Here is a 21,433-nt window from a genome sequence, read left to right on the forward strand (position 1 = left end):
ATTTTGCTCCTGTTGCAAAATTCCGCGTTCAATTACGCTTCTGGGCCACAGAAGCCGACGGTCAAAACTTCGCGGACTGATCGGCTTATCTGCGACAGGTCTTCAGTGTGATCCTCTCTGCAAATCATCGAGAGGCTACCCAGTCCGCCGTCCACCCAACGGGTGGTGTGAAGCGGATTCTTTCAAGTGAATGAGAAGCGGCGTCGCGGTTGTGTCGGAACGCAACGGTTGCCAGCCAGCAAGGCACGGCAGCTCAAGGGAATGAAGAATCCCTGCCCTTCGATTTGGGTCGCGTTCCATCCTTACCCATTCTGCCGTGACCTCACCGACTGCGTGTGCGCAGCCTGGTTGCGGCTGCCTTTTAACCGCACGAGTCACCCCATGTTTGAACGCACCGCTTCCGATGAATCGGCCCAAACGCAAACCCCAACTGAGCAATCTCAGCCATCCGACGTCGACACCTACCAGATGTCGACCGCCGAAGCTCCCGTGGAGCCCAACGGCGATTGGGCTTCGCAATACGCGGACCCCGTGATCGACCCCGCAGCGACCACGAATCCAACGGTCGACGAAACGCTGTTGTACTACCAAGCCGATTGTGCAGGCGAGCCAACGGCAGAGGGCGTCAACAGTGCCTCAGATTCAACCTCGGAACCCGTGACCTCAAGCGAGACGGAGCCATTCGCGGACGCGACTGAGACACCGAGGGTCGAAACACCGACGCCCGAATTGTCTCACGAGCCTGTGGAAACGGAGCCCGTTGTCGAGGCACCGCAAACGCACGTCGTTGATCCGCCAGAGGTCGTTGAAGAACCAACCGCCAGCACACGACCACCGGCACCTGCCGAACCTGTCTCGACCCAACCCGTCGCAGCCGCACCTGTTGCGAGCGAGCCTGTTTCGACCGAGCCCGTCTCAACCGAGCCACTGTTCCGTGACTTGGATCTTCGTGATGAAGTGAAACGGGCCGTGGCCGAAGCCGGCTATGACAAACCAACTCCGATTCAGGCTGAGATCATCCCCTACATGCTGGATGGTCGCGACGTGTTGGCTCAGTCGCAAACTGGAACGGGAAAGACGGCGGCGTTTGCATTGCCCATTCTTTCTCGAATTGACATGGGACGCCGCAAACCGCAGGTGCTGGTTTTGGCGCCGACTCGTGAGTTGGCGGTCCAAGTCGCTCGGTCGTTCACCAAGTACGGTGCGAAATTGGACGGTTTCGAAACCGCCGCCATCTACGGCGGCCAGGACTACGAACCGCAACTGCGACAGCTTCGTCGTGGTGTTCAAGTGGTGGTGGGAACGCCCGGTCGAGTGATCGATCACGTGAACCGCGGTACATTGGACCTCAGTAGCTTGGACTGTTTGGTCCTGGACGAAGCCGATGAAATGCTCAACATGGGATTTTTGGAGGACGTGCAGTTCGTCCTGGAAAAGGCACCGGATGAATGTCAGGTGGCTTTGTTCTCTGCAACGCTCCCCAAACCAATCCGCGAAATCGCGGACGAATATCTCAGCGACCCCGCTCGGATTCGGATCAAATCGAAAACCGTCACGGCAGCTTCCGTTCGGCAACGTGCTCTCTTCGTCGCACCGCGCGACAAGGTTGATGCGTTGCATCGAATTTTAGAAGCAGAAGAAACGGACGGCGTGATCGTCTTCACCAAGACCAAGGATTCCACGCTGAGTGTCGCTGAAAAATTGACCCAACAAGGTTTTTCCGCAGTGGCTCTCAACGGCGACATGCCGCAAAAGGTCCGCGAACGTACAATCGAGCAACTCAAACGTGGGCAGCTCGATATTTTGGTGGCCACGGACGTCGCAGCTCGCGGGCTCGACGTGCCGCGAATCAGCCACGTGTTCAACTTCGATTTGCCGCATGACAACGAAAGCTATGTGCACCGGATCGGACGCACCGGTCGTGCTGGCCGCAATGGTGAGGCGGTGATCTTCTTGACCAACGCCCAACGTCGTCAATTGCGGTTCATTGAAAAGGCGACCAAGCAAACCATCGAAGTGGTGGATCTGCCATCGGTCGATGATATCAATGAAGCTCGGGTTCGAAGGTTCAAGCAACGCATCACCGATGTGACCGCCGAACAAGACCTGACGATCTTTAAGGACTTGATCACGCAGTACGCCGAAGAGTCAGGCAAACCCATCGAAATGATCGCCGCCGCGCTCGCTGAAATGAGCCAGAACGGCCGACCGTTCATGATGAAAGAACGACCCAAGAAGAAACGCGAACGAAATGATCGAGATCGCGGACGAGATGATTTTGATGCTCGTGACCGATCCGGCGGACGAGGGTATGCCGGCGACGATCGTCCCCGTCGCGGGAAAGGTCGTCCGCTCACGCCCATCAAGGCTGGCATGACCCGCTACAAGCTGGACGTTGGCTGGCAGGACGGCGTGAAGCCGGGGAACATTGTGGGAGCGGTTGCCAATGAGGCTGGGATTGATGGCGAGTTCATCGGCCCCATCAATATTCGCGATTCGCACACCCTGATCGATTTGCCCGAGGGCATGCCTTCGGACATCTACCAAACTTTGCGAAAGACTTGGGTCGCTGGCAAACGTCTGAACTTGGAAGAGGTTGGTGAGGACTTCCAGGACTCTGACGATTTCAGTGGTCGCAAACCGTTCCACAAAGGCGGTCACCGCAAGCGGAAACCATTTGCACGGGACGATTCGCGAGGACGCAAGTTCAGCGGAGGAAAACGTTCGTTCGGCAACAAGTCGCGAAACAATGGAAGCACCGCACCTTCGGCCAAACGCTCGAAAAAGAAGTTTAAACCTTCTTGATCCAGTCGGACGCTTTTTGAAGGCCCGCTTCCGCATCATCCACAGGCCAATACTCCAGCCCCACGTAGCCGGAGTAGTTGGTCTCGGCGATCGCGGAAAAAATGGATGGGTAGTGCAGTTCACCTCGGTCGAGTTCATGTCGACCGGGGTTCCCGGCGGCGTGGAAGTGAGCGATCGAACCGATGTTCTCGGTCAAATTCGCGATCACATGACCCTCGCTGATCTGTTGGTGGTAAATGTCGAAGGTGACTTTGACGTTTGGGCTGTCGACCGCTTCGATGATTTCAAACGCTTCATCACTGCGCACGAGGTAGTAGCCGGCGTGGTCAATCAATTCGTTGAGTGGCTCAATCGCCAGCGTCACGCCGGCGTCTTCTAGTTTAGGAGCCGCTTGTTTCAGCCCCTCAATCATGCAGTCGCGTTGTTCTTCGCGGCTGACGCCTGGGCGAGCGTCCCCGACTTGTGAAATCAAGGTGGGGCACTGCAACTGCTTGGCGGCTTCGATGGATTCTTCGAGTCCGCTCAGGTATTCGGCACGCGTGGAAGGATCCACCAAGCTGACGAATTTCGTGCAAACCGCCGCGACCGCCAAGTTCAACTCTTTGCGAGTTTTCTGGATCGCCTCCAAGTCCTTGTCCCACCACGTCCAGAATTCAAACGCCGAATATCCGCAACGCGCAACCACCTGCATCGCGTCAATGGTGGAAAGATCTTCGAGGACGGCGTCCACGCATACGGAAGCGTTCAATCGAGCGGGTTGATTCATGGGGGAGAGTTGCTTTCGACTTCGTGATACAGTTCGGCAAGCGGAACCAGAATCACTTCCAGTTCAGTAAAAGATTGATTGTCCGATACGTTTGGATTGGAAAGCCGTTGCAGTCGTAGTGCATCCAGGCGAGCTTCCAGTTCATCTCGGCGTTGAAGTTGATCGTCGGTCCAACGCAGCGAGTTGGCAACCGGGGCGATGGTCATTCGGCTCGCCTCCTTGCCATCCACCTTGGCCCGTTGTTCGGCGGACACGGCCTGTTTGCGAATGTCTTTGGCTTGCGTGCCCAGGCCATCCCCGTTGTCATCCAGCAGAGCATGTTCGGTGGCGATTCGGTCCTGACTCTCGTAAAACAACTCCACCGCCTTGCTCGCTCGAACAAACGCTTCCCGAATTGACACCGCTTCATCGTGATCCAAATCGGATTCGAGGGATGACAAAGCTTCCGCAAAGTACTGTCCAAAGCGTGCGAAGTTTTGCTCGTTCCCGCTCTTGGTCGCCGTGACGACGATTCGATCGTTCCCAGAAAGTTCGTTGATGTACGGACCGCTGGAGGAAGCGTTGTTGATGATCACAATCGGTCGATCCAGAACCGCCAACCATTCGCCGAGTTGTTTGGCGGAGACATCAGGCCCGCGAAGATTGAACTTGGCGTCGCCACGAGCAAATGTCCCGTGACCAATCAGCGTGATCCAAACCGGTCGCGGTGAATCGGGGGTGAGACTGCTGATCGTTTGTTTCAATCGTTCAAGATCGCTTTGAATCGATGTATCTGGTGCCGCCGTCTTCGCGGGAGCGTCGATGCCAATGCGTGACACATTGAGATCCGATTTTTCGGCGATGGACACCCATGTTTTTGCCCAGGCCGCAAACTGCGATTCATACTCGGGCAATCCCGCCGCCCCGACGACCAGAATCAAATCTCCTCGCGAGGAAGCGGGGGCAATTTCCGCCGCGTCAGGCGAGGTGGCGGCTGGAATTGTTTCGGAGGTTTCTTCTGCGTGAACTTGCAGACAGAGGGCAGCGAGCAACAGTGCCGTCATCGGCCCGGTCGGGAAGGCGGCGAGCCAACGATGACTCCGGAACTCTTGCGTGTTCATTGGTGCGTCATTCTTCGATGTCTGTTCGTTCATGCCAAACCTTTCCAACGCCGCAGCCCCCATTCACCGCATAAGCAGGCCATCGCCAGCAGCATGACCCACGTTTGATGCCAAAGTGGGTACACCCAAGTTTCCGTCACCGGGATCTCCCGATTGGGAAGGTCATTTACAAAGGCCTGCAAGTCGGAAAGCCGGAGAACCTCGCCACCGGTATCGGTTGCCAGTTGATTCAACCAGTCCTCGTTCCACGTGAGCGTTTGGGTTTCCTCGCGTCCGGGATCGCTGACCCAGCCACCTTCATCTTGTCCGATGAAACTCTGATCCGCAGCCTTGGCTTCGACGGAGACTCGAAAACGGCCTGCTTCACGCGAGACAAATGTCGCATCATAGATGCCAAGTTCGTCGGCGTTGGGGCGAGCAGACAAAGCGATGGGTTTGCCGTCTTCCCCGATCACGTTCATGGTAACCGTAGCATTTTCCATCGGCAGGTAGTCTTCGTCGAAGACCGAAGCTCGCAACTGCATCGATCCATTGCTGGCGACAGGTTCCATCGACAACTGCACTCGCCGAGGGACTTCGCCGACCAACCAGCGTGCAATCTGACGCCACGCCTGTGCGGGGTCATCGTTGTCTTGACCCGTGCTTTGCTCTTCACTGCGTCGCATGGACCAACGCCAAAAATCGCCGATCGGCATCGCAGCGGTGCGTCCTTTGCCGAACCGCTGTGTCACGAATGCCGGCCCAGTCTGTCCAGACGCCGTTTGCAGTTGAGCCAGTTCAATCGCACCGGGTTTGATGTCACCCAGTTCGTGTGCGATACGAAAGGCGGGCATTTGTTGCAGACGAATTTTTTCCGCCGCCGTCGTTTCCCGAAGTCGTTGCCACGGCAGCAGCATCCCTTCGCGAGTGATCGACCATTTGCCCGCCGCAGCGGGTGAGTCCGATCGATTTCTCGGTCCGTAAACCGGCGAAAGCTCGCCCAGAGGTGACGTCGTAAACGAATCGTCGTCGAACGATTCTTGGCCGCCCAGCATCAGCAAACCGCCACCGCGAAGGCTGACGAACTGTCGCAACAGCAACATCTGATCCTGTGTGAAGAACTCCGGTTCGATGTCATCCAAAATGATTCCGTGGTAACCGTAAAGCTCTTCGGAGGTTTCAGGAAAACCTTGGCTCAATTCTTCGGATTCCTTGACGCCCAGACGGATCATCACCGCCTCGTCGTATTTCTCACGCGTCTCTTCTTCGTCTTCGCCTAAACCAGCGAACAATGGGTTGCTGCTGTTGACGCCCTTGTCGCGGAAGCTGAACTTGGGTTCTTTGTCAGCGATCCGGAGCAACCCGACCAACTGCGTTTCCGCGTCGCTCTGCAACGCTCGACGAAGGAACTTGAAGTCCCAGTTCGGACGGCCGGCGAGATACAGAATTCGAAACGGACCACGTCGAGGTTGAACGTCAATCCACTGTTGATTGTTGCGAAGGGTCGCTTCGTCATCCGTGGGGGCCGTCAACCAAACGTCGTCTTCATCAATGCGAGTTCGGATGGCGGCACGTTGTGCCGGGGTGAATGTGACGACGCGATAGAACTGTGTTCCGGCTTGCTCCGGACGAAAGCGGAAAGTCGCCGATTGTTGTTTGCCCTCTTCTTCGAGCCGGATCGTTTGCTCTTGGATGACCCGTCCGGCTGCATTGAGCAATTGAACGACCGCGTCCTCATTCGCGATTCCGGTAGCCATCACATCGGCGCGAACGGTCATCGGCGACGTCTCAAAATCGCTTTGAGTGACGCTGACGGATTGCAGTTTGAGGTCGGTGGGTGAGTTGCGGTTTTCCGACAAAACAGGATAGATCGGAAACGGCGACTGAACTTGCAAGCGACCGCTGTCGGCATCGGTCAGGTTGCCGTCGCTGAACAACAATGCTCCCGCCACGGGACGACCGTCCATTCTTTGAACGATTGTGTCGATCGCCGTTTGAAGCAACGATTGCTGACCGGAGAAATCCAATGAGTCCATGTCGCTCAATCGACTCAGTTGCGAATCTGCTCCAAACAATCGCACGTCAAAAGTTCGCTCCAATTCCGTTCGCCAAGGTGAGCCATCGGCTAGGGCTTGGGCGAACGTATCGCCTCGCGACTGGTGGGCGTCGGCATCTTGAAGCTGCATGCTTTGGCTGGTGTCGACCAAGATCGGGAAAAGATTCGCCTGCGGTCGTGGTCGTTCGCCACGCCACATGGGTTGCAGCAAGCACAGCAGCATCAGTGCCACCGCCAGCAGCTTCAGTCCCGCCGCCAATAGTCGCAAGGGAACTGAACCACGGGATCGAAAATACGACCACGCGATAGCGATCGTTAGGATCACGCCGAGAATCGTGGCGGGGATCAGCCACTCCGGCGCACCCCACACCAGATGGTTCGACCAATCATCCGTCGTGATGATAGTGTCGTTCAAAGCCCGCTCCCGATTCGCTCATAGTATTGGCGCACAGCCTCGGTGTATTCATCGGGAACTGGATCGCGGTCGATGGGGACGAGCGACTGTTTCTTCGTGCTGCGTCGCATGAACTCTTCTGCGAGATCGCGTTGTAGCTCTCGCATCGGTTCCACAATCATCTCTTCCACCAAGTTCCACTGCGGTGCTTTGGATTCGCGGCGAATGTCTTGTCGCATCTCACGAGCTCTTTCGCGAATTCGGGTCGCGCGTGAGCGAAGCTCAGGATCGGAAACCATTTCCTCGATGTCTCGCAGACCATCCGACCACTCGCGAAAACCTTCTCCGAGCAACGGTGAAGCAAAATCGCTGGGCGTGGAAGGTGCTTGAGCCGCGCTGGGGTTGCTGCCACCTTGTCTTGATCGCGATTCAGAGGGCGATGGGTTCTGGGAAGGTGTTTGGCTGGGTGACTGGCCTGGGGATTGGGGACGCAAGCCCGGTGGGCCGGGGCGGGGTTGGTCTCCAGGCTGTTGGCCTGATGATTGTTGGCCCCCATTGGGTTGACCCTGCTGTTCACCCGGCTGCTGCTCTGACGATGGTTGCTGCGCTGACGAGGGCTGTTGTTCAGAAGACGGTTGGCCTTGCTGTTGGCTCTGACCTTGTCCCTGACCCCCTCCGCTGCCTTGTTGTTCCTGCGATAATTCCGACGGGGGTGATTCCTGGTTCTCGGAAGGCTGAGAATCGTTCATTGGTTCTTCGGAACCTTCGGGATCAGTGCTTGGGGCACCGCCGGGTGAAGGGGAATCGCTATCGGAAGTCTCACCGCCCTGCCCTGCCTCGGGTTGGTTCGATTGGTTGCTGGCTTGCCCGCTGCCCTGTTCGGTTGGTGGTTGTTCCGAAGCGTTGGCGGTGGATTCGCCATCGCTGTCGTTCCCGTTTTGTGAGCGTTCCTGTCGCATTTCGTCTTCCACAGCGGATTGAAGTTGTTCCGCCAAATTTGCGGCACGCTGAAGTGCCTCGGCCTCGTTGCCCAAAACATTTTCGGCAGCGGCTTCGATCTGTTCGGTCAATTCATCGATCGCCTGTCCGGCTTGTTCGGCCATTTGTTGCGATTGTGGGTCGAAGCCACGTTCCAGCAATTGTCCGGCCGCATCCAAGCGTTCTTCTGCGCGACGTTGCTGCGTTTCTCGGAACGCGTCGTAGAGATTTTGAGCCAGCAACGGTTCCGCCTCTTCGGCTTCCTGGACGACTTGTTCGATGTCGTCCATCAATTCGCCCAGTGACTCACGTTGTTGATTGAGGGCGTCTTGAAGTTCTTCTCGACTGCCGCTGGATCGCAGGCCTGGTGATTCTGTTAGCGAATCCAAGTTGGAAAGCTGCTCTTCGATTTGTTCTTGTTGCGAACTCAATTCGCGAGCTTGCTCACGCATCGTTTGCATCGCTTCGTCGAATTGGCCGGCGGCTTGTTCGCGAATTTCTTCTCGCACCGTTTCCAATTCACGTTCCGCTCGTTTACCGCTGGAAAGTGCCGACGCAGCGTCCTGTTGTTGCAACGCTTCGGCGGCCTCGCGAATGTTTTCTCGTGTCTGTTCGAGTTGTTGACTGGCTTCCTGCATCTCCGCCGCATTTTCGGGTGAGTTCATGCGTTCCATCACTTCGTCGGTTTGACGAAGCATGTCCTGCTGTTGCTCACGCAGGCGTTCGAGCTGTCGACGCAATTCCTCTTTTTCTTCCTCGTCGTCCGCCAGTTGCAATGCGGATTGAAGCTGAGCCAGTTCTTCGTTCAGGTCTTGTTGCCGACGTGCGAGTTCGGCCAAACGGCTGAGCACCTGACGTGTTTCCCGCTGAGCTTGTTGTTCGGGAGTTAATTGAGCCTGCTGCTGCGTTTCGTAGCGGTTCTCGTCTTGGTCCAACTCCAGTTCATTCAGTTGTTGTTGTCGGCGTTGGCTGGACGATCCTTGGCTTTGCTGTTGTTGCTGTTGCGATCGAGTCACCTGGAACTCGCTGGCCCGCAAACGCAGCAACCCGGCGTAGGCGGCTTGTTCGGACACCAACGCCGATGTCAACGGAGACTTGTCTTTCAATTCGATGGCACGAGTCAGTTCCTCCACCGCTTTTTCCATCGCCTGCCGCGTGTCCACCGCGTGTCGTTTTGAATCAACGTCCTGAAGCTCTTGGGCTAGCTCATCAAGTTGAGCGATGGCATCTTGCTGTGATTCGGCAATCACTTGGGTGTCACTTGCAACCTCATCGGTGAAGCGAATCATGTTTTGGGAAAGCTTCCATGTGGCTTGGATGATTTGCTTTTGCAAGTCAGCCAGTTCTTCGGCCTGCTGTTGTTGCGGGCTGGGTTGCTCAGAGGGCTGACTGGGTTGAGCGTCGCCTTCGCGAAAGATCTCCTCGAACCGTCGGACTTCCGCGAAGTACAGATCACCCTGGGTGCGACGTGTTTCGTTGTCCGATTCGTCCGTTGCCACGGCGTCTTCAGCCCAGAACGAATACGAAAGCAATTGATCCGGTTTGGCCCCCAACGATTCCATGTCGACCATGTACTGGATGGTTCGTTTCTGGTTTGATGGCACGTCTTCCGTCAGTACCACGTCACGCGGTGGTTGGTCTGCGAATGTGAGTGTCACCCCGGCGCGTGCGATCCCATGGTCGTCCCGGACTTCCGCGGCCACGGGAAATTCCTCCAGGGCGGAAACCGAGAGATCACCGCCGATCGTCGCCCGGATTTTCGCGGCTTGGTTGGGAAGCATCCTCACCGAAAGCTGCGTTTTCTTCTGGTTCAAACGTTCTCGATCGTCTTGCAACCAGACATCGAAACGTTGGCTTTGATTGACCTCGAACGAAGCGGACCACCACAACGGGTCTGCATCGTTTGGACGCAACTCAATTGGTTGTGGATCAACGGTTTCGGGCGAGTTGTTTCGATAAGGCTTCGGCAGCAATTTCGCGGCTTGGATCGGTTTGTTAACACGAATCCACCATGTCACCTGACTGCCTTCGGCGACGGAGATGCGGACCGTGTTCTCGATCCGACGATCCTCCAATCCGGTGAACGTTGGGTAAGCAATCTCGGCGTCACTGCGGGTGACGCTCGGGTATTCGAACACGTCGACACGAAACGACTCGCTGGACCAATGCGGGAGTTCAATTCGATAGGTGAATGATTCGTCCACTTCGGAAGCCAGCCCGCCCCAAATGGGATCGGCCATGCTACGCCGCATCGGTAAACGAACGGTTCGCGGAGAGTTCTCCTCGTCTGAGTCTGCGTCCTCGGAGTTTATCGGACCATCGGCGAGCGTCTCCGTTAAAACAAGTTCTGGTTCCACCGCAGATTGTTGGCTGATCCAATTGGCCTGGAATTCTGCGGTGACCAACAGATTGGTGCCACGTTCAATCTCGGTATTGCCTGGCTGAATGATCACGTCAGGACGCGGCAATGCGACGGAGGATGCTTTGACGATGGCATCTGGTTTGGCCAGCGAGAACAACGCGGCCAGAGCGAGCGCCGTGACGGTTCCCGACATACCAAACAACCGGCTGAACCACATCCACCGCCGAGATACCACATCGGGCCAATCGTTTCGACGGGCGTGGTCGCGAGCTTCCCGTATCACACGTTGATTCAAATAGGCTTCCGGTTGTCGGGCGACCGAATCATCGACGGCCGTGATCAATCGTTGATCCAAATCCGGATAGCGATGTTCGATTTGTCGGGCCACATTCTGCACATTGCGAACGCGCAAACGCGATTGAATGAAACAGAGAACGATCAGACACAGACATGTCGAAGCAATGGCGACCGAGCTGGCGGGAGTGAAGGGCTGACTCGACAGAAGCCGCCAAAGATACACCAACGCAACCAGCGTCCACGCAAGCCAACCCAGCGATTGCCAGAACCGTAGCCGGCGAAGTCGACGAATGACTGGATGAATGCAATCAAGCAATTCTTTTTGCATAGCGTCCTCCCCAAAGGGTTTCGACCGCCAACAGAATGATCGCGGCTAGTAGCAACCATTGCCACAATCGTTGTTGGCTTTCGAGTTCGCGATCACGCAATTGCTGTGTCGCTTCGGTCAATGTTTCGCTGTCAGGAGCTTCGCCCAGCGGGATGCCCAGCCGTTCGAGTGTGTCCTCTTCCATCGGATCCGTTTGGCTTTCCGTTTCCGCCAAATTGCTGGCAAACGAAATCATGGTCTCGTCCGGAAGCCGGAGCTGATGCACACCTGGGCGGTCGATGAATTCCGCATCCAGGCTGTCTTCATAGGCGGTTGTTTCGCCGTCCGATCGAATCAAGCGGGAGCCCGCCGAGGGTGGCCATGGCAGCGGTGTTCCGATCGTGTGTCCCACCGACGACCCTGTGATGGGTTCATTGCCAGTGAATAGCTGTGCGATCAATGGAAGGAATTTGGTCGACAAAGCCAACTGACTCTGCGAGGGTTGCCAGCCGCTGGTCAGCAACCAAACGTTGCCGGATCTGGCCAAGGCGGGATCACCTGAATCAAAGCTTGCCAAAACGTTCCAGTCAATTTCATTCGTCTCGGCTTGCGTGGTGAGGCCGTTGACGGAGCGATAATTCCAAAATTGAATCTTGCTGAAATCGTTGAACTGCGGGTCCGACATCGCCGCGAACACGGGCGACGAAAAGTCGATTTCAGACCACATGGCGTAGTCCGAAACCTTGGCTTCTTCAACGGTCAAGTTCTTTGAACTGGTCAACGCGGAGATCACCGAAAGCAACTCGTTCGCGGATTTCGCATCATCCATGACGAACAGCAATCGTCCACCATCGTTCGTGTATTGCTGCAAGGCAGATTGAAACGCGGCGTCACCGCTGACTTGGCTGATGACCAACAATGGACACTGCTTTGGATCGACGTCAGGCGGAAGACCAGAAGGGTCAACGGTTTCGATCGTGACTTCCCGCGTCGCGTTATCGAGCGGAACTCGCCGCAGGTAATACGACAAGCTCTCGCGAGGTTCATCTGTTTCGCGACCAACATGCAGCAATTGAAAAGTTCGCTTCTCGGGAGCCACCCAGTAAACCGTGTTGTCAAACGGCGAGTTGTCTCCTGACAGTACAATGGGTGGCGTGATCTCCGAACCGTTCTGGGCGGGAGGAGTCGCTCGCACCACCCGGACCGAATCGGATTCGACCTGAATGTTCTGTGGTTCATCCTCAGGGTCCCAAGTCAGCGACAAGTCGAACTGCGACGCGAGCTTGGAATTGATCACCCGAATCGGTAATTGAAATTCTGCGTCTTTCTGGCCGGTTCGGATGTTGTCTCGCGCGGGATCATTCATCACGACCGCGGTGGCGTTGCCGGGTTCTCGCGGGGCCACGCGGCGAATGTCAAGCGTTACCTGCTCGGGCCATGCATTTTGTTGCAACGCGTCAATGGCCGCACCGTTTTGCAGATCAGAGATAAGAACCAAGCTGGCGGGGCCGGGGCCAGAGCGATTGGAGCTGGAGGAAGTTGGACTGGATAATGCTGAGTTCGTTGATGCTGGTGCATCTTCGGTCTCGCTATTGATCGATGTTTCCGGCCATTGTGCCCAGTCAGCGGCTTCGCGAAGAGCCACGCCCAGATCCGTTGCTTTCCAACTCAATTGGGTCGCACGCAACGTTTCCATCGCAAGTTGCCGTTGGCCTTCATCCAGCAGTGTGTTGTTGGACTCCCATTCTTTTTTGACCTCTGAGTCAAAGACGAAGATCGCGAATTGATCATTGGCAGAAAGATCCTCGATGACTGATTCCGCTTTCGCGACGGCTTGTTGCCAGAGGTCTTCGCGTTGCATGCTGGCGCTGCGGTCGATGACCAATGCGATTCGTCTGGCCGGGGTTTGATTCAATAGGTCAGCCGAACTGCGAAGGAACGGTCGTGCAAACGCGGCAGCAAGCAAAATCAACGCCAAGCTGCGAATCAGAAGCAACGGCCATTGATCAAGGCGGCTGCGGCGAGTCAGCCGTGATGGGACCTCACGCAGGAACATCACCGAGCTGAATGGCACAGAGCCCTTGGGGTGTTGCCGAATCAAGTGAAACAAAATCGGCGCCGCGATAGTCAACGCACCGGCGAAGAAGAGAGGTGCCAGCATGCTCATTAGGAACCTCCTCCGCCGCCCGCACCCACGCCACCCAGCATTCCCGCACGGCTGGCAGCAATCGGCCGGCGTTGGTGTGCAGAAACGAAGTCTGACAGCGAATCTTGCAAGGGTTGGTCGGTCGTCGTGGTGTAGATCGCCGCGCCAACGGCATTGCAGATCGCTTGCAAACCATCCGCGTGTTCTCGGAATGCGGTTTGGTATGACCGTCGAGTCGCGTCCGGATCAACCTGGATCTTTCGTCCTGTTTCCATGTCCACCAGAACTTTGGATTGATCCACCGAAATTTCAACTTCGTTGGGATCCAGGACTCTCAGGACGATGACTTCGTGTTGTCGAGATCGTAGTAAAGCGAGCGATCGCTGAAGCTCGTCGGTCGGAGCCAGCATGTCGCTGATCAACACGACCAACCCACGCCGCTGCGTGACCGCCGCGATTTGCGACAGCGGGCGGTTCAAGTTGGTTCCCTTGCCGGCGGTGGGACGATCGAGGCATGCGAGGATTTGGCGCAGGTGCCCCGTGCGGCTTCGAGCCGGAACGACATCGGCGATGGCTTCATCGAAGGTCATCAATCCAACATGGTCACGCTGCAGAGTCAGGAAGTAAGCCAGCGTTGCCGCCAGGGTTCTGGCGTAGTCCATTTTGCTGTACTCCAGCGAACCGTAAGCCATCGATTGGCTCTGGTCGACCAAGAGATGGCATCGCCGGTTGGTTTCGTCTTCGAACTTCTTGATGTAATAACGATCGGTTCTGGCAAAGAGCTTCCAGTCCAGCCCTCGCGGATCATCGCCGGGTGAATAGGAACGGTATTCACTGAATTCCACCGAAGCACCGTGCAGCGGGCTTCGATGCAGACCGCCAAAGAAACCTTCCACCACCAACTTGGATCGCAACTGAAGGTTTTTGATCCGCATCAAGGCGTGTGGATCCATGGATGCCGCGGCGTCGGTTCGACCGGTTGCCGTTGCCGACGAGTTCCCTGACCGGCTTGCCTGGCGAGCGTCCGGTTGCGAAGTACCTGAAAAACGTTGGAACCAGCTCAATTCAGACTTCCGTTGGCGTTTCGGTGAGCAAGCGGGTGACCAGCTTTTCCACATCAAAACCTTCGGCTTCCGCGCGGTAGCTCAGCAAGACGCGGTGGCGAAGGGTTGGGTGAGCCAACGCTTGAATGTCTTCCGTGCGGACGTGCGCGTGGCCGTTCAGCAATGCTCTGGCCTTGGCGCCCAGGACCAACGTTTGTGCCGCGCGAAGTCCGGCTCCCCACGACGCGTATTCGTTGACAAAGTCGGGCGTGCCATCTCGACCGGGGCGGGTCGCAGCGACCAAACGAACGGCGTAAGCCGCAATGGATTCGGCGATGGGAACCCGTCGCACGGCGGCGTGGAAACGTGCCACGTCTTCTCCAGTGAAAATGGGTTCGATCGGAGCGGGTTTTTGTGCCGTGGTTTGCATCACCACCGCCAATTCGTCTTTGGGCGGCAAGTAATCGATCAAGACATTGAATAGAAAGCGGTCCAGTTGCGCCTCGGGCAGTGGGTAAGTGCCTTCCATCTCAATCGGGTTTTGCGTCGCCAGTACAAAGAAGGGCTCCTCCAATTCGTATCGATGACCACCGGCGGTCACCTGATGTTCTTGCATGGCTTCCAACAACGCCGCTTGAGTCTTGGGCGGTGTGCGGTTGATTTCGTCTGCCAAAATCACGTTGGCAAAGATGGGGCCTTTGACGAACTGAAGTTCCCGATGGCCATCCGCCGATTGCTCCAAAATCTCTGTTCCGGTGATGTCCGCGGGCATCAAATCAGGTGTGAATTGGATGCGTTGAAACTTCAGGTGAAAGATTTTCGCGACGCTGCTGACCAACAACGTTTTCGCGAGTCCCGGGGCTCCGGTGATCAAGCAGTGCCCACCGGCGAAGAGGCAGATCAGCAACTGCTCGATGACTTCTTCTTGGCCGATGATGACTTTGGAGAGTTCTTGAACGATCCGTTCACGTCCCTCGCGAATTTGTTCCACCACGCGGGCTTCGTCTTCTTGCGTCAAAGTGTCCGTGGTCATGAAGTGCAATCGGGTTGAAGGAACGAGTCAAAAGAACGGAAGACCGTTGCGAAGTGAATGAACGAGGTGTCAGAGCAAGGTTGAATCAAAGGTCAAGGTTGAACGAAAGGAGCAGCTCAGTGGGTCATCGCGTAGGTCACGATGTTGATCCCCATCGGGTAGGCTTTCTTGACCGAGAACTCGTCGAAGTACCATTGGTCTTCGCCTTCCCGTTCCCAGCCATCTCCCAAGTCCGTGTTGTGGCAAATCAGAACCATGATACGGTCCTCATCATCGGTGATCGCTCGATAGTGTGGGGTGCTGGTGTCGCTGCCGTCGGACGACCACTCCCATGAACCAATGCTTCCGTCACGACCACGACGGGCCGAATTGATCGCGGGGACCTGGGGCTTTTCTTTTAAGTCGTAAACGATGTGGAAAATCTCGTGCGACAGTGGGAGCTCAAAAGGATCGCGGTCCGGAAAGACACGTTTCAACTCGAAACGCATGTTCTCGTATTGGGAGTCACCCCAAAAGTCATCCACCATCAAGAAGCCGCCGTTCAGGCAATAACGACGCAAAGCTTTGACCTCTTCGTCGCTGAACGACAATCCGCCGGGTTCAATGATGTAGATGAACGGATAGTCGTAGAGCTCATCGTCGGTCAGACGGATCACCACCGGATCCGGATTGACCTTGAGCGATGTCAGTTGTTGCAGTCGCAGTGAAAAGTTCAAGTCGCTGTCGGGGTAGTCGGTCCAGCAACCGCCCCCGCGTCGTCCGCGACCACCGTAAGAGTCGTACTCGATGCGAACGAAGGTGAAGCAATCCTTGGGGAATTTTGGGTCAACCTCCCAAGTGGGAACACCATTGCGATCCATGGGGAGCGATCGATCACGGTTTCGCCAGTAGCCCCGTTGCGCGACGGCAACGCCGCCCATCGCGAAAATGAGAGTGACCAAGAACCAACGCCGCAAAGTTCTCATGGAGGACTTCGCCAAAACAGGACGGCTGTGCGTTTCTGTTTGTTGCTTGTCAGAATCAATCTCCGTCATGGCGATGTTTCCTCCTGGTCCGAATTCGGATGATGCAGCCGATAGAGCAAGCGGTGGGCGTCGCGATACCGGGGGGCAATTTCCAATGCCATCATCACATGGTGTTTCGCGGGGAAGGTTTCGTCTTGTTCGTCGTAGGACTTCGCAAGTCGGTAGTGCAGACCAGCGGGATCAACCGGATCCAGTTCGAGCAAGGCCGTGAGTGCTTCAATGGCTAACTCGTGACGATCCAGTTTCTCCGCCGCGACCGCCGATGCCAAGTGAAACTCAGGCAACAATGGTTGAATGGCCAATGCCTGCTGCGACGCATCCAGAACGTTGTCCCAGTCTTCATTGGATTGTCCAATGTCGATGAAACGCCGCAGGGAGGGTAAAGCATCGCTGGACTGAGCCAGATTTTCTTGGATCGTGCGGATTTCTCGTCGTTCCTGCCCCAGCTCACGATGTGTTTGGGCAAGCCATTCCAAAGGACCGTCTCGCTCGGACGTCAGCACGCCCAAGTCCTGCATTCGCGTCAGTGGGACCAAGGCTTGTTCCCATTGCTCGGCTTCCAAGGCCGCACGCGCCATCTCGCGAAGCGCCCAGTAGTTGTTGGGATTCAAGCGGACCCAGCCCTTCCATGTTGCCAGGTCGCGACTTTCGGGCAGTGTGTCACGCGACCAATCGGCCAAGCCTTCGTATTGATGAGCCAGCCGTTTGGCATATTCGTCAAACTGAGCGTCCAGCTTTTGCAGCGAACCCGTGTGTCGGGTCAGAGCATCGTTGATCGGAATTCCCGCCGCCAAATCATCGAGCACGGCGAGCAGTGCGTCATGACCATGTTGCTCAATCAGGAACTCAACGACCAACGACGATTCGAAGTAGGCAAACTGCAACGCGATCGCTGACGGAGGAGACAAGAAAGCGGCGCTGAGATCGCTGACGGGGGTCAACTCATCCGAAAGCAACATTGAGCGGTACTGAGGCGTCATCTTTTCGCCCCAGCTTGGGTTGCGTTGACGCTCTTCGTACACCGAGATGCCCTCGCTGAGCCAACGTGGCATTCGATTGTTGGTCTTTTCGAGCGTGACCACGTGACAGAATTCATGCCACAGGACACTCTTCCAATTCGATGGCCGTTCACCCTGCGATGCTGGGCTATTGGCCGTGATCACGCGACCGAAGCAAACACCCAAGTACCCTGCCCCGCCCGGCAAACCAAAGGTACGGATCGCGAAATCGCTTTGCTCAGGAAAAATCTCAACGATCACCGGTTTGTCCGGTGTGACTTGGTACTTCTCACAAAGTACCTGCTTCGCATCACTGAGCAGGTTCAAAACCGCATCACCGTACAGTTTGGCTTCTTTGGCATCCATGCGAACGTGGATGCCGTCTCGTTGCAGCTTTTCAAACTTCGACGTGCGGTCTTTCAGAGTCATCAAGTTGTAAGCGACCACGTTGTAGGGATCGGCTTTGGCAACTTCACCGGCGATCTCCCAGCCAATTTCGTCTTCCCCCAATCGCAGCATGTCTTGAGCTAGTTGAAAGCTCGCACTCAGGTGCAACGGATTCATGCTGAGGGCGCGGTTTTGATATTCGGCACCTTCTGCAAATCGATACTTTTCGGAAAGTTTGCGACCGATCAAATGATCGACATCCGCGTTTTGTGACCAGTGAGCCAATGCTGCCGCACGCATTAGTTGCTCGAGTTCGTACTGTCCTTTCAAATGTGCCACCACAGCCATCAAAGCCCACGCGGAAGGTTCGTGCACGTTGATCTGCAACATCTGATTGGCGATGTCTTTGGCTTCGTCGTATCGTTCCCGGTCGATCGCCTTTTCGGCCAACCACTGCAGAGAAGGAAGGTGCCGAGGATTGATCTGCAGAGCCGTTTGGATCTGTGCACCGGCGGCTTGTCCGTCGCTTGGTTCCAGCGCCAGGGCTAACAGGTGATGCAGGTCGGGCGTTCTTTCGTCCAAACGCTGGGCCTCTTGAAGCGTGTTGGCCGCGACTTGGAAGTCACCTTTTTGAATCGCCAGTTCCGCAGTGGCAAGATAAGCATCCAGGAACTCCGGATCACGATCACGCACGCGGTCATAGAACATTTCGAGCACTTCGCGAGCGTCTTCGCCTTGCTCGGTGAAGTAACGTCCCGCGGCGATCAAGTTGTCTCGTGTGACGTAGCCTGCAAACGCGCGTTGCAATTGGCTGAACAGGTCTGCTTCGGCTTGTCCGACCTCGTCTTGCATGCCGTTGAACCGAAGCACGTCCAAACCCAAGTAACGCAGCGCGATGCTGGTTGGGTAACGCTGGATGGCCGCTTGATAGGTTTGTAAAGCATCTTTGTAGTCGCCTTGCACCATTTGGCATCGAATGAGCAGGCGGGGCCAACGTTCACTCCAGACACCGCGTTCGACTTCGAAGGCCGCGGTTTGTGCCGCCACGTCGTATTGGCCTTCATGGAATTGCTGCACTGCCTCGTCGTAGCTCGCGGCATTGGCGAATGGTGTCGATGCGATGATGCTCAGCAAGACCAGCAGGAGCAAGCGAGCAAGCCATTGGCGAGAGCAACTGGAAGGCTGAGCCGATGAAGCCGAGTTCAGAGAAAGCAGTTGTTGAGCTTGTTGTGCATCGCGATGTGTTTCGCATCGTTCGTCAACTTGGAAGCAGGTAGCATTCACCAATACAGGTCTCACCAAAACAGGTAGCAACATTGGGCTCGCGGGTGGGGACGCAGGCGGGCGCGATGAAGTGGTCGAATGTCTGATTCTACGCTCTCTGCAACCGGCTCGCAGGAATCACGGGGGTTGCCATCGCGACCTCCACAGGAGGAATCGCTACACTGCCCTGAGCGTGGTTCATGCCGCGAATGGTGCGGAATCCGGGATTCCGTGGCGTGGATGGCTCGCGTGAGACCTCAGCCCCGTTTTGTATCAAATTCTGCAGAAGGATCTTCTGATGAGCGAACGACGTTATTCCCTCGAACGTTTCCTGGAAAAAACTCGCGACAAGGATCTCAACCAGGGATTGTTCGAGCTGGAGTCGGATCGAATGCTCGACATCAATCTCAACGGCGAAGTCTGGACCAAGATGGGATCGATGATCGCATACACGGGCAACGTCCGTTTTGAACGCGAAGGAATTCTGTCACAGGGGCTCGGTAACCTGCTCAAAAAAGCCGTCTCCGGCGAAGGCACGGCATTGACGAAGGTCAGCGGGCAGGGATCGGTCTTTTGTGCTGACAGCGGAAAGAAGATCACGATCTTGGAGCTGCAAAACGAGGCGATTTGCGTCAACGGAAATGACCTCCTCGCGTTCGAAATGTCATTGAACTACAACATCAAAATGATGAAGAAGATGACCGCGATGTTGGCGGGCGGCTTGTTCAACATTCGCTTGGAGGGCACGGGAATGGTAGCGGTGACCAGCCACTACGATCCTATCACGTTGCCGGTCACGCCTCAGCAGCCCGTGGTCACCGATCCAAATGCGACTGTGCTTTGGTCCGGACAGTTGGAGCCGGAACTTAAAACCGACGTCCAGTTCAAAACGATGTTGGGCCGAGGCTCTGGCGAGTCATTGCAATTTCTTTTCCAAGGACATGGTTTCGTAGTGGTTCAACCCTACGAAGAGGTCGTGTTCCAAAACCAAGGTTGATCGAGACGTTGAAACTGATCTCATGGAATGTCAACGGCATCCGCGCCGCAATGAACAAAGGCTTTCGCGAATTTGTGGAAGCCGAGCAGCCGGATGTGCTGTGTCTGCAGGAGACCAAGGCTGAACCCCAACAAGTCGATCTGGCTTGGGCGGAGGAGTTGGGCTACCACCAAGAATGGAATCCCGCGACCAAGAAAGGTTACTCCGGCGTGTCGACTTGGAGCCGAGTGAAACCCACCAAAGTCACCAAAGGACTGGACCTGGAAGAGCATGACAACGAAGGTCGCGTTCTGACGACCACGTTCGAAGATTTTCATCTGGTCAATGTCTACACGCCGAACGCCCAACGTGGATTGGCTCGTTTGGATTACCGCATGCAGTGGGATGAAGTTTTTCTGGACTACGTCAAGAAACTCAATCGTCGCAAACCGGTGTTGTTTTGTGGCGATGTCAATTGTGCCCACAAAGAAATCGATCTGGCCAACCCGAAAGCCAATCGCAAGAACGCCGGGTTCAGCGACGAAGAACGGGCGGGCTTGGACGCGGTTGCAGACGCGGGGTTCATCGATTCGTTTCGCGAATTTCACGAGGGGCCAGGGCATTATTCGTGGTGGACGTATCGCAGCGACGCCCGAGCCAGAAACATCGGCTGGCGTTTGGATTACTTTTGGGTGGCGAAGAAGTTCTGGGATCGCGTGGCGGATGCTCAGATTCGATGCGAGATCCATGGATCGGATCATTGCCCTGTTGAGTTGACGTTGAAGTGAAACTGCCGCTGCCTTCCGTTCGAAAGTTGTTTCGAGATCACTTCTCGGAAGAATCGCCGATTGAGATCGATCCCGCTCAACGCGCCGCGTTGATCAAGGAGTGGCGGGGCAAGCTCGAGCGAATTGAGGGCGTTCGTTTGACCAACCATCCCGGTGATCGAGATTCTCGATCGCCGACATGGGTCCGGTTCACCATTCCCGATCCGAATGAATCAAGGACCTATTACCGATCCGACGAGCTGCGTTTGGAACGCAGTCAGCAAGGCGAATTGCTCTTTGTTTTTGGTCGACTGAATCGCGAGGTCACCGCCTTGGTCAGCGATTTCTCGGAGCTGGAGAGTTTTGTCGCGGAGGTGCTGAGGCGTTACGTCAAACGCCGGGCCGGAGAGGCCAAACGCGAAAAAGTCCGCTCAATGAAGTCCAAAGCGATCGTGGCGAGGGTCAAGGCACTGGCCAAGGAGGAACAATTTGATTTCGCGACCAGCATGGACACCCAAAAGCTGAAGCTCTTCGTGAAGCTGTCCGGTCAGCACATGATCGAGATTCATATTCCGTTCACGCGGTTTGAAAAGGTGCTGCCGCAGTTGCAGCAAACCATTCGTACGCTTCGGTCGCTGTACGACGACGGGCTGCGATTCAAGATGATCGGGTTCATGCAGGCCGATTGGCGAACCGAATGGATTCGTCATGATGAGTGAGGCGATTGTTCGCAGCGAAAGTGAACGAAGCC

Annotated in this window: 13 protein-coding genes; 4 read left to right on the forward strand and 9 right to left on the reverse strand. The window is 56.0% G+C overall.

The annotated features are described in order from the left end of the window. Positions 1-381: 381 nt before the first annotated feature. Positions 382-2,805: a DEAD/DEAH box helicase gene (locus LOC70_RS15620; RefSeq protein ID WP_230254940.1), complete on the forward strand. Its 2,424-nt coding sequence runs from the start codon at positions 382-384 to the stop codon at positions 2,803-2,805. Here LOC70_RS15620 and LOC70_RS15625 read toward each other — a convergent pair. From LOC70_RS15625 to LOC70_RS15665, 9 genes are all read right to left on the reverse strand, one after another. Beyond that, positions 2,792-3,571, reverse strand: a complete 780-nt coding sequence (locus tag LOC70_RS15625) for a hydroxypyruvate isomerase family protein (protein WP_230254941.1) — start codon at positions 3,569-3,571, stop codon at positions 2,792-2,794. The two genes, LOC70_RS15620 and LOC70_RS15625, sit on opposite strands and share 14 nt — an antisense overlap. Next, complete coding sequence (locus tag LOC70_RS15630; protein ID WP_230254942.1) at positions 3,568-4,704, reverse strand: hypothetical protein; 1,137 nt, start codon at positions 4,702-4,704, stop codon at positions 3,568-3,570. The genes LOC70_RS15625 and LOC70_RS15630 overlap by 4 nt, the downstream gene beginning before the upstream one ends. Then, positions 4,701-7,121, reverse strand: a complete 2,421-nt coding sequence (locus LOC70_RS15635; RefSeq protein WP_230254943.1) for a hypothetical protein — start codon at positions 7,119-7,121, stop codon at positions 4,701-4,703. Before LOC70_RS15635 ends, LOC70_RS15630 begins: the two co-directional genes overlap by 4 nt. Then, positions 7,118-11,065, reverse strand: coding sequence for a hypothetical protein (locus LOC70_RS15640; RefSeq protein WP_230254944.1), 3,948 nt, complete (start codon positions 11,063-11,065; stop codon positions 7,118-7,120). Before LOC70_RS15640 ends, LOC70_RS15635 begins: the two co-directional genes overlap by 4 nt. Beyond that, positions 11,046-13,211: a BatA domain-containing protein gene (locus LOC70_RS15645; protein ID WP_230254945.1), complete on the reverse strand. Its 2,166-nt coding sequence runs from the start codon at positions 13,209-13,211 to the stop codon at positions 11,046-11,048. Before LOC70_RS15645 ends, LOC70_RS15640 begins: the two co-directional genes overlap by 20 nt. Beyond that, positions 13,211-14,254 carry a DUF58 domain-containing protein gene (locus tag LOC70_RS15650; RefSeq protein ID WP_390889047.1) on the reverse strand — a complete coding sequence of 348 codons (1,044 nt, stop codon included), beginning with the start codon at positions 14,252-14,254 and terminating at the stop codon, positions 13,211-13,213. The genes LOC70_RS15645 and LOC70_RS15650 overlap by 1 nt, the downstream gene beginning before the upstream one ends. Position 14,255: 1 nt before the next feature. Further along, complete coding sequence (locus LOC70_RS15655; RefSeq protein ID WP_438811194.1) at positions 14,256-15,251, reverse strand: AAA family ATPase; 996 nt, start codon at positions 15,249-15,251, stop codon at positions 14,256-14,258. Positions 15,252-15,382: 131 nt separating this feature from the next. Further along, positions 15,383-16,300, reverse strand: coding sequence for a DUF4159 domain-containing protein (locus tag LOC70_RS15660; protein WP_230254948.1), 918 nt, complete (start codon positions 16,298-16,300; stop codon positions 15,383-15,385). After that, positions 16,297-18,960, reverse strand: coding sequence for a tetratricopeptide repeat protein (locus tag LOC70_RS15665; protein WP_230254949.1), 2,664 nt, complete (start codon positions 18,958-18,960; stop codon positions 16,297-16,299). The genes LOC70_RS15660 and LOC70_RS15665 overlap by 4 nt, the downstream gene beginning before the upstream one ends. Positions 18,961-19,237: 277 nt before the next feature. Here LOC70_RS15665 and LOC70_RS15670 point away from each other — a divergent pair, with 277 nt between their 5' ends. Genes LOC70_RS15670 through LOC70_RS15680 form a run of 3 tightly spaced genes read left to right on the forward strand, consistent with a single transcriptional unit; the run spans position 19,238 to position 21,401 of the window. Next, positions 19,238-19,936, forward strand: coding sequence for an AIM24 family protein (locus tag LOC70_RS15670; RefSeq protein WP_230254950.1), 699 nt, complete (start codon positions 19,238-19,240; stop codon positions 19,934-19,936). Between the two features lie 8 nt (positions 19,937-19,944). Next, a complete protein-coding gene (locus LOC70_RS15675; RefSeq protein WP_230254951.1) occupies positions 19,945-20,703 on the forward strand; it encodes an exodeoxyribonuclease III in 759 nt (252 codons plus the stop codon). Then, entirely contained in the window at positions 20,700-21,401 is a 702-nt protein-coding gene (locus LOC70_RS15680) for a hypothetical protein (protein WP_230254952.1), read from the forward strand. The genes LOC70_RS15675 and LOC70_RS15680 overlap by 4 nt, the downstream gene beginning before the upstream one ends. The last annotated feature ends 32 nt before the right edge of the window (positions 21,402-21,433 follow it).

Origin of the sequence: Rhodopirellula halodulae (genome assembly GCF_020966775.1) — a bacterium.
Lineage (GTDB): Bacteria > Planctomycetota > Planctomycetia > Pirellulales > Pirellulaceae > Rhodopirellula > Rhodopirellula halodulae.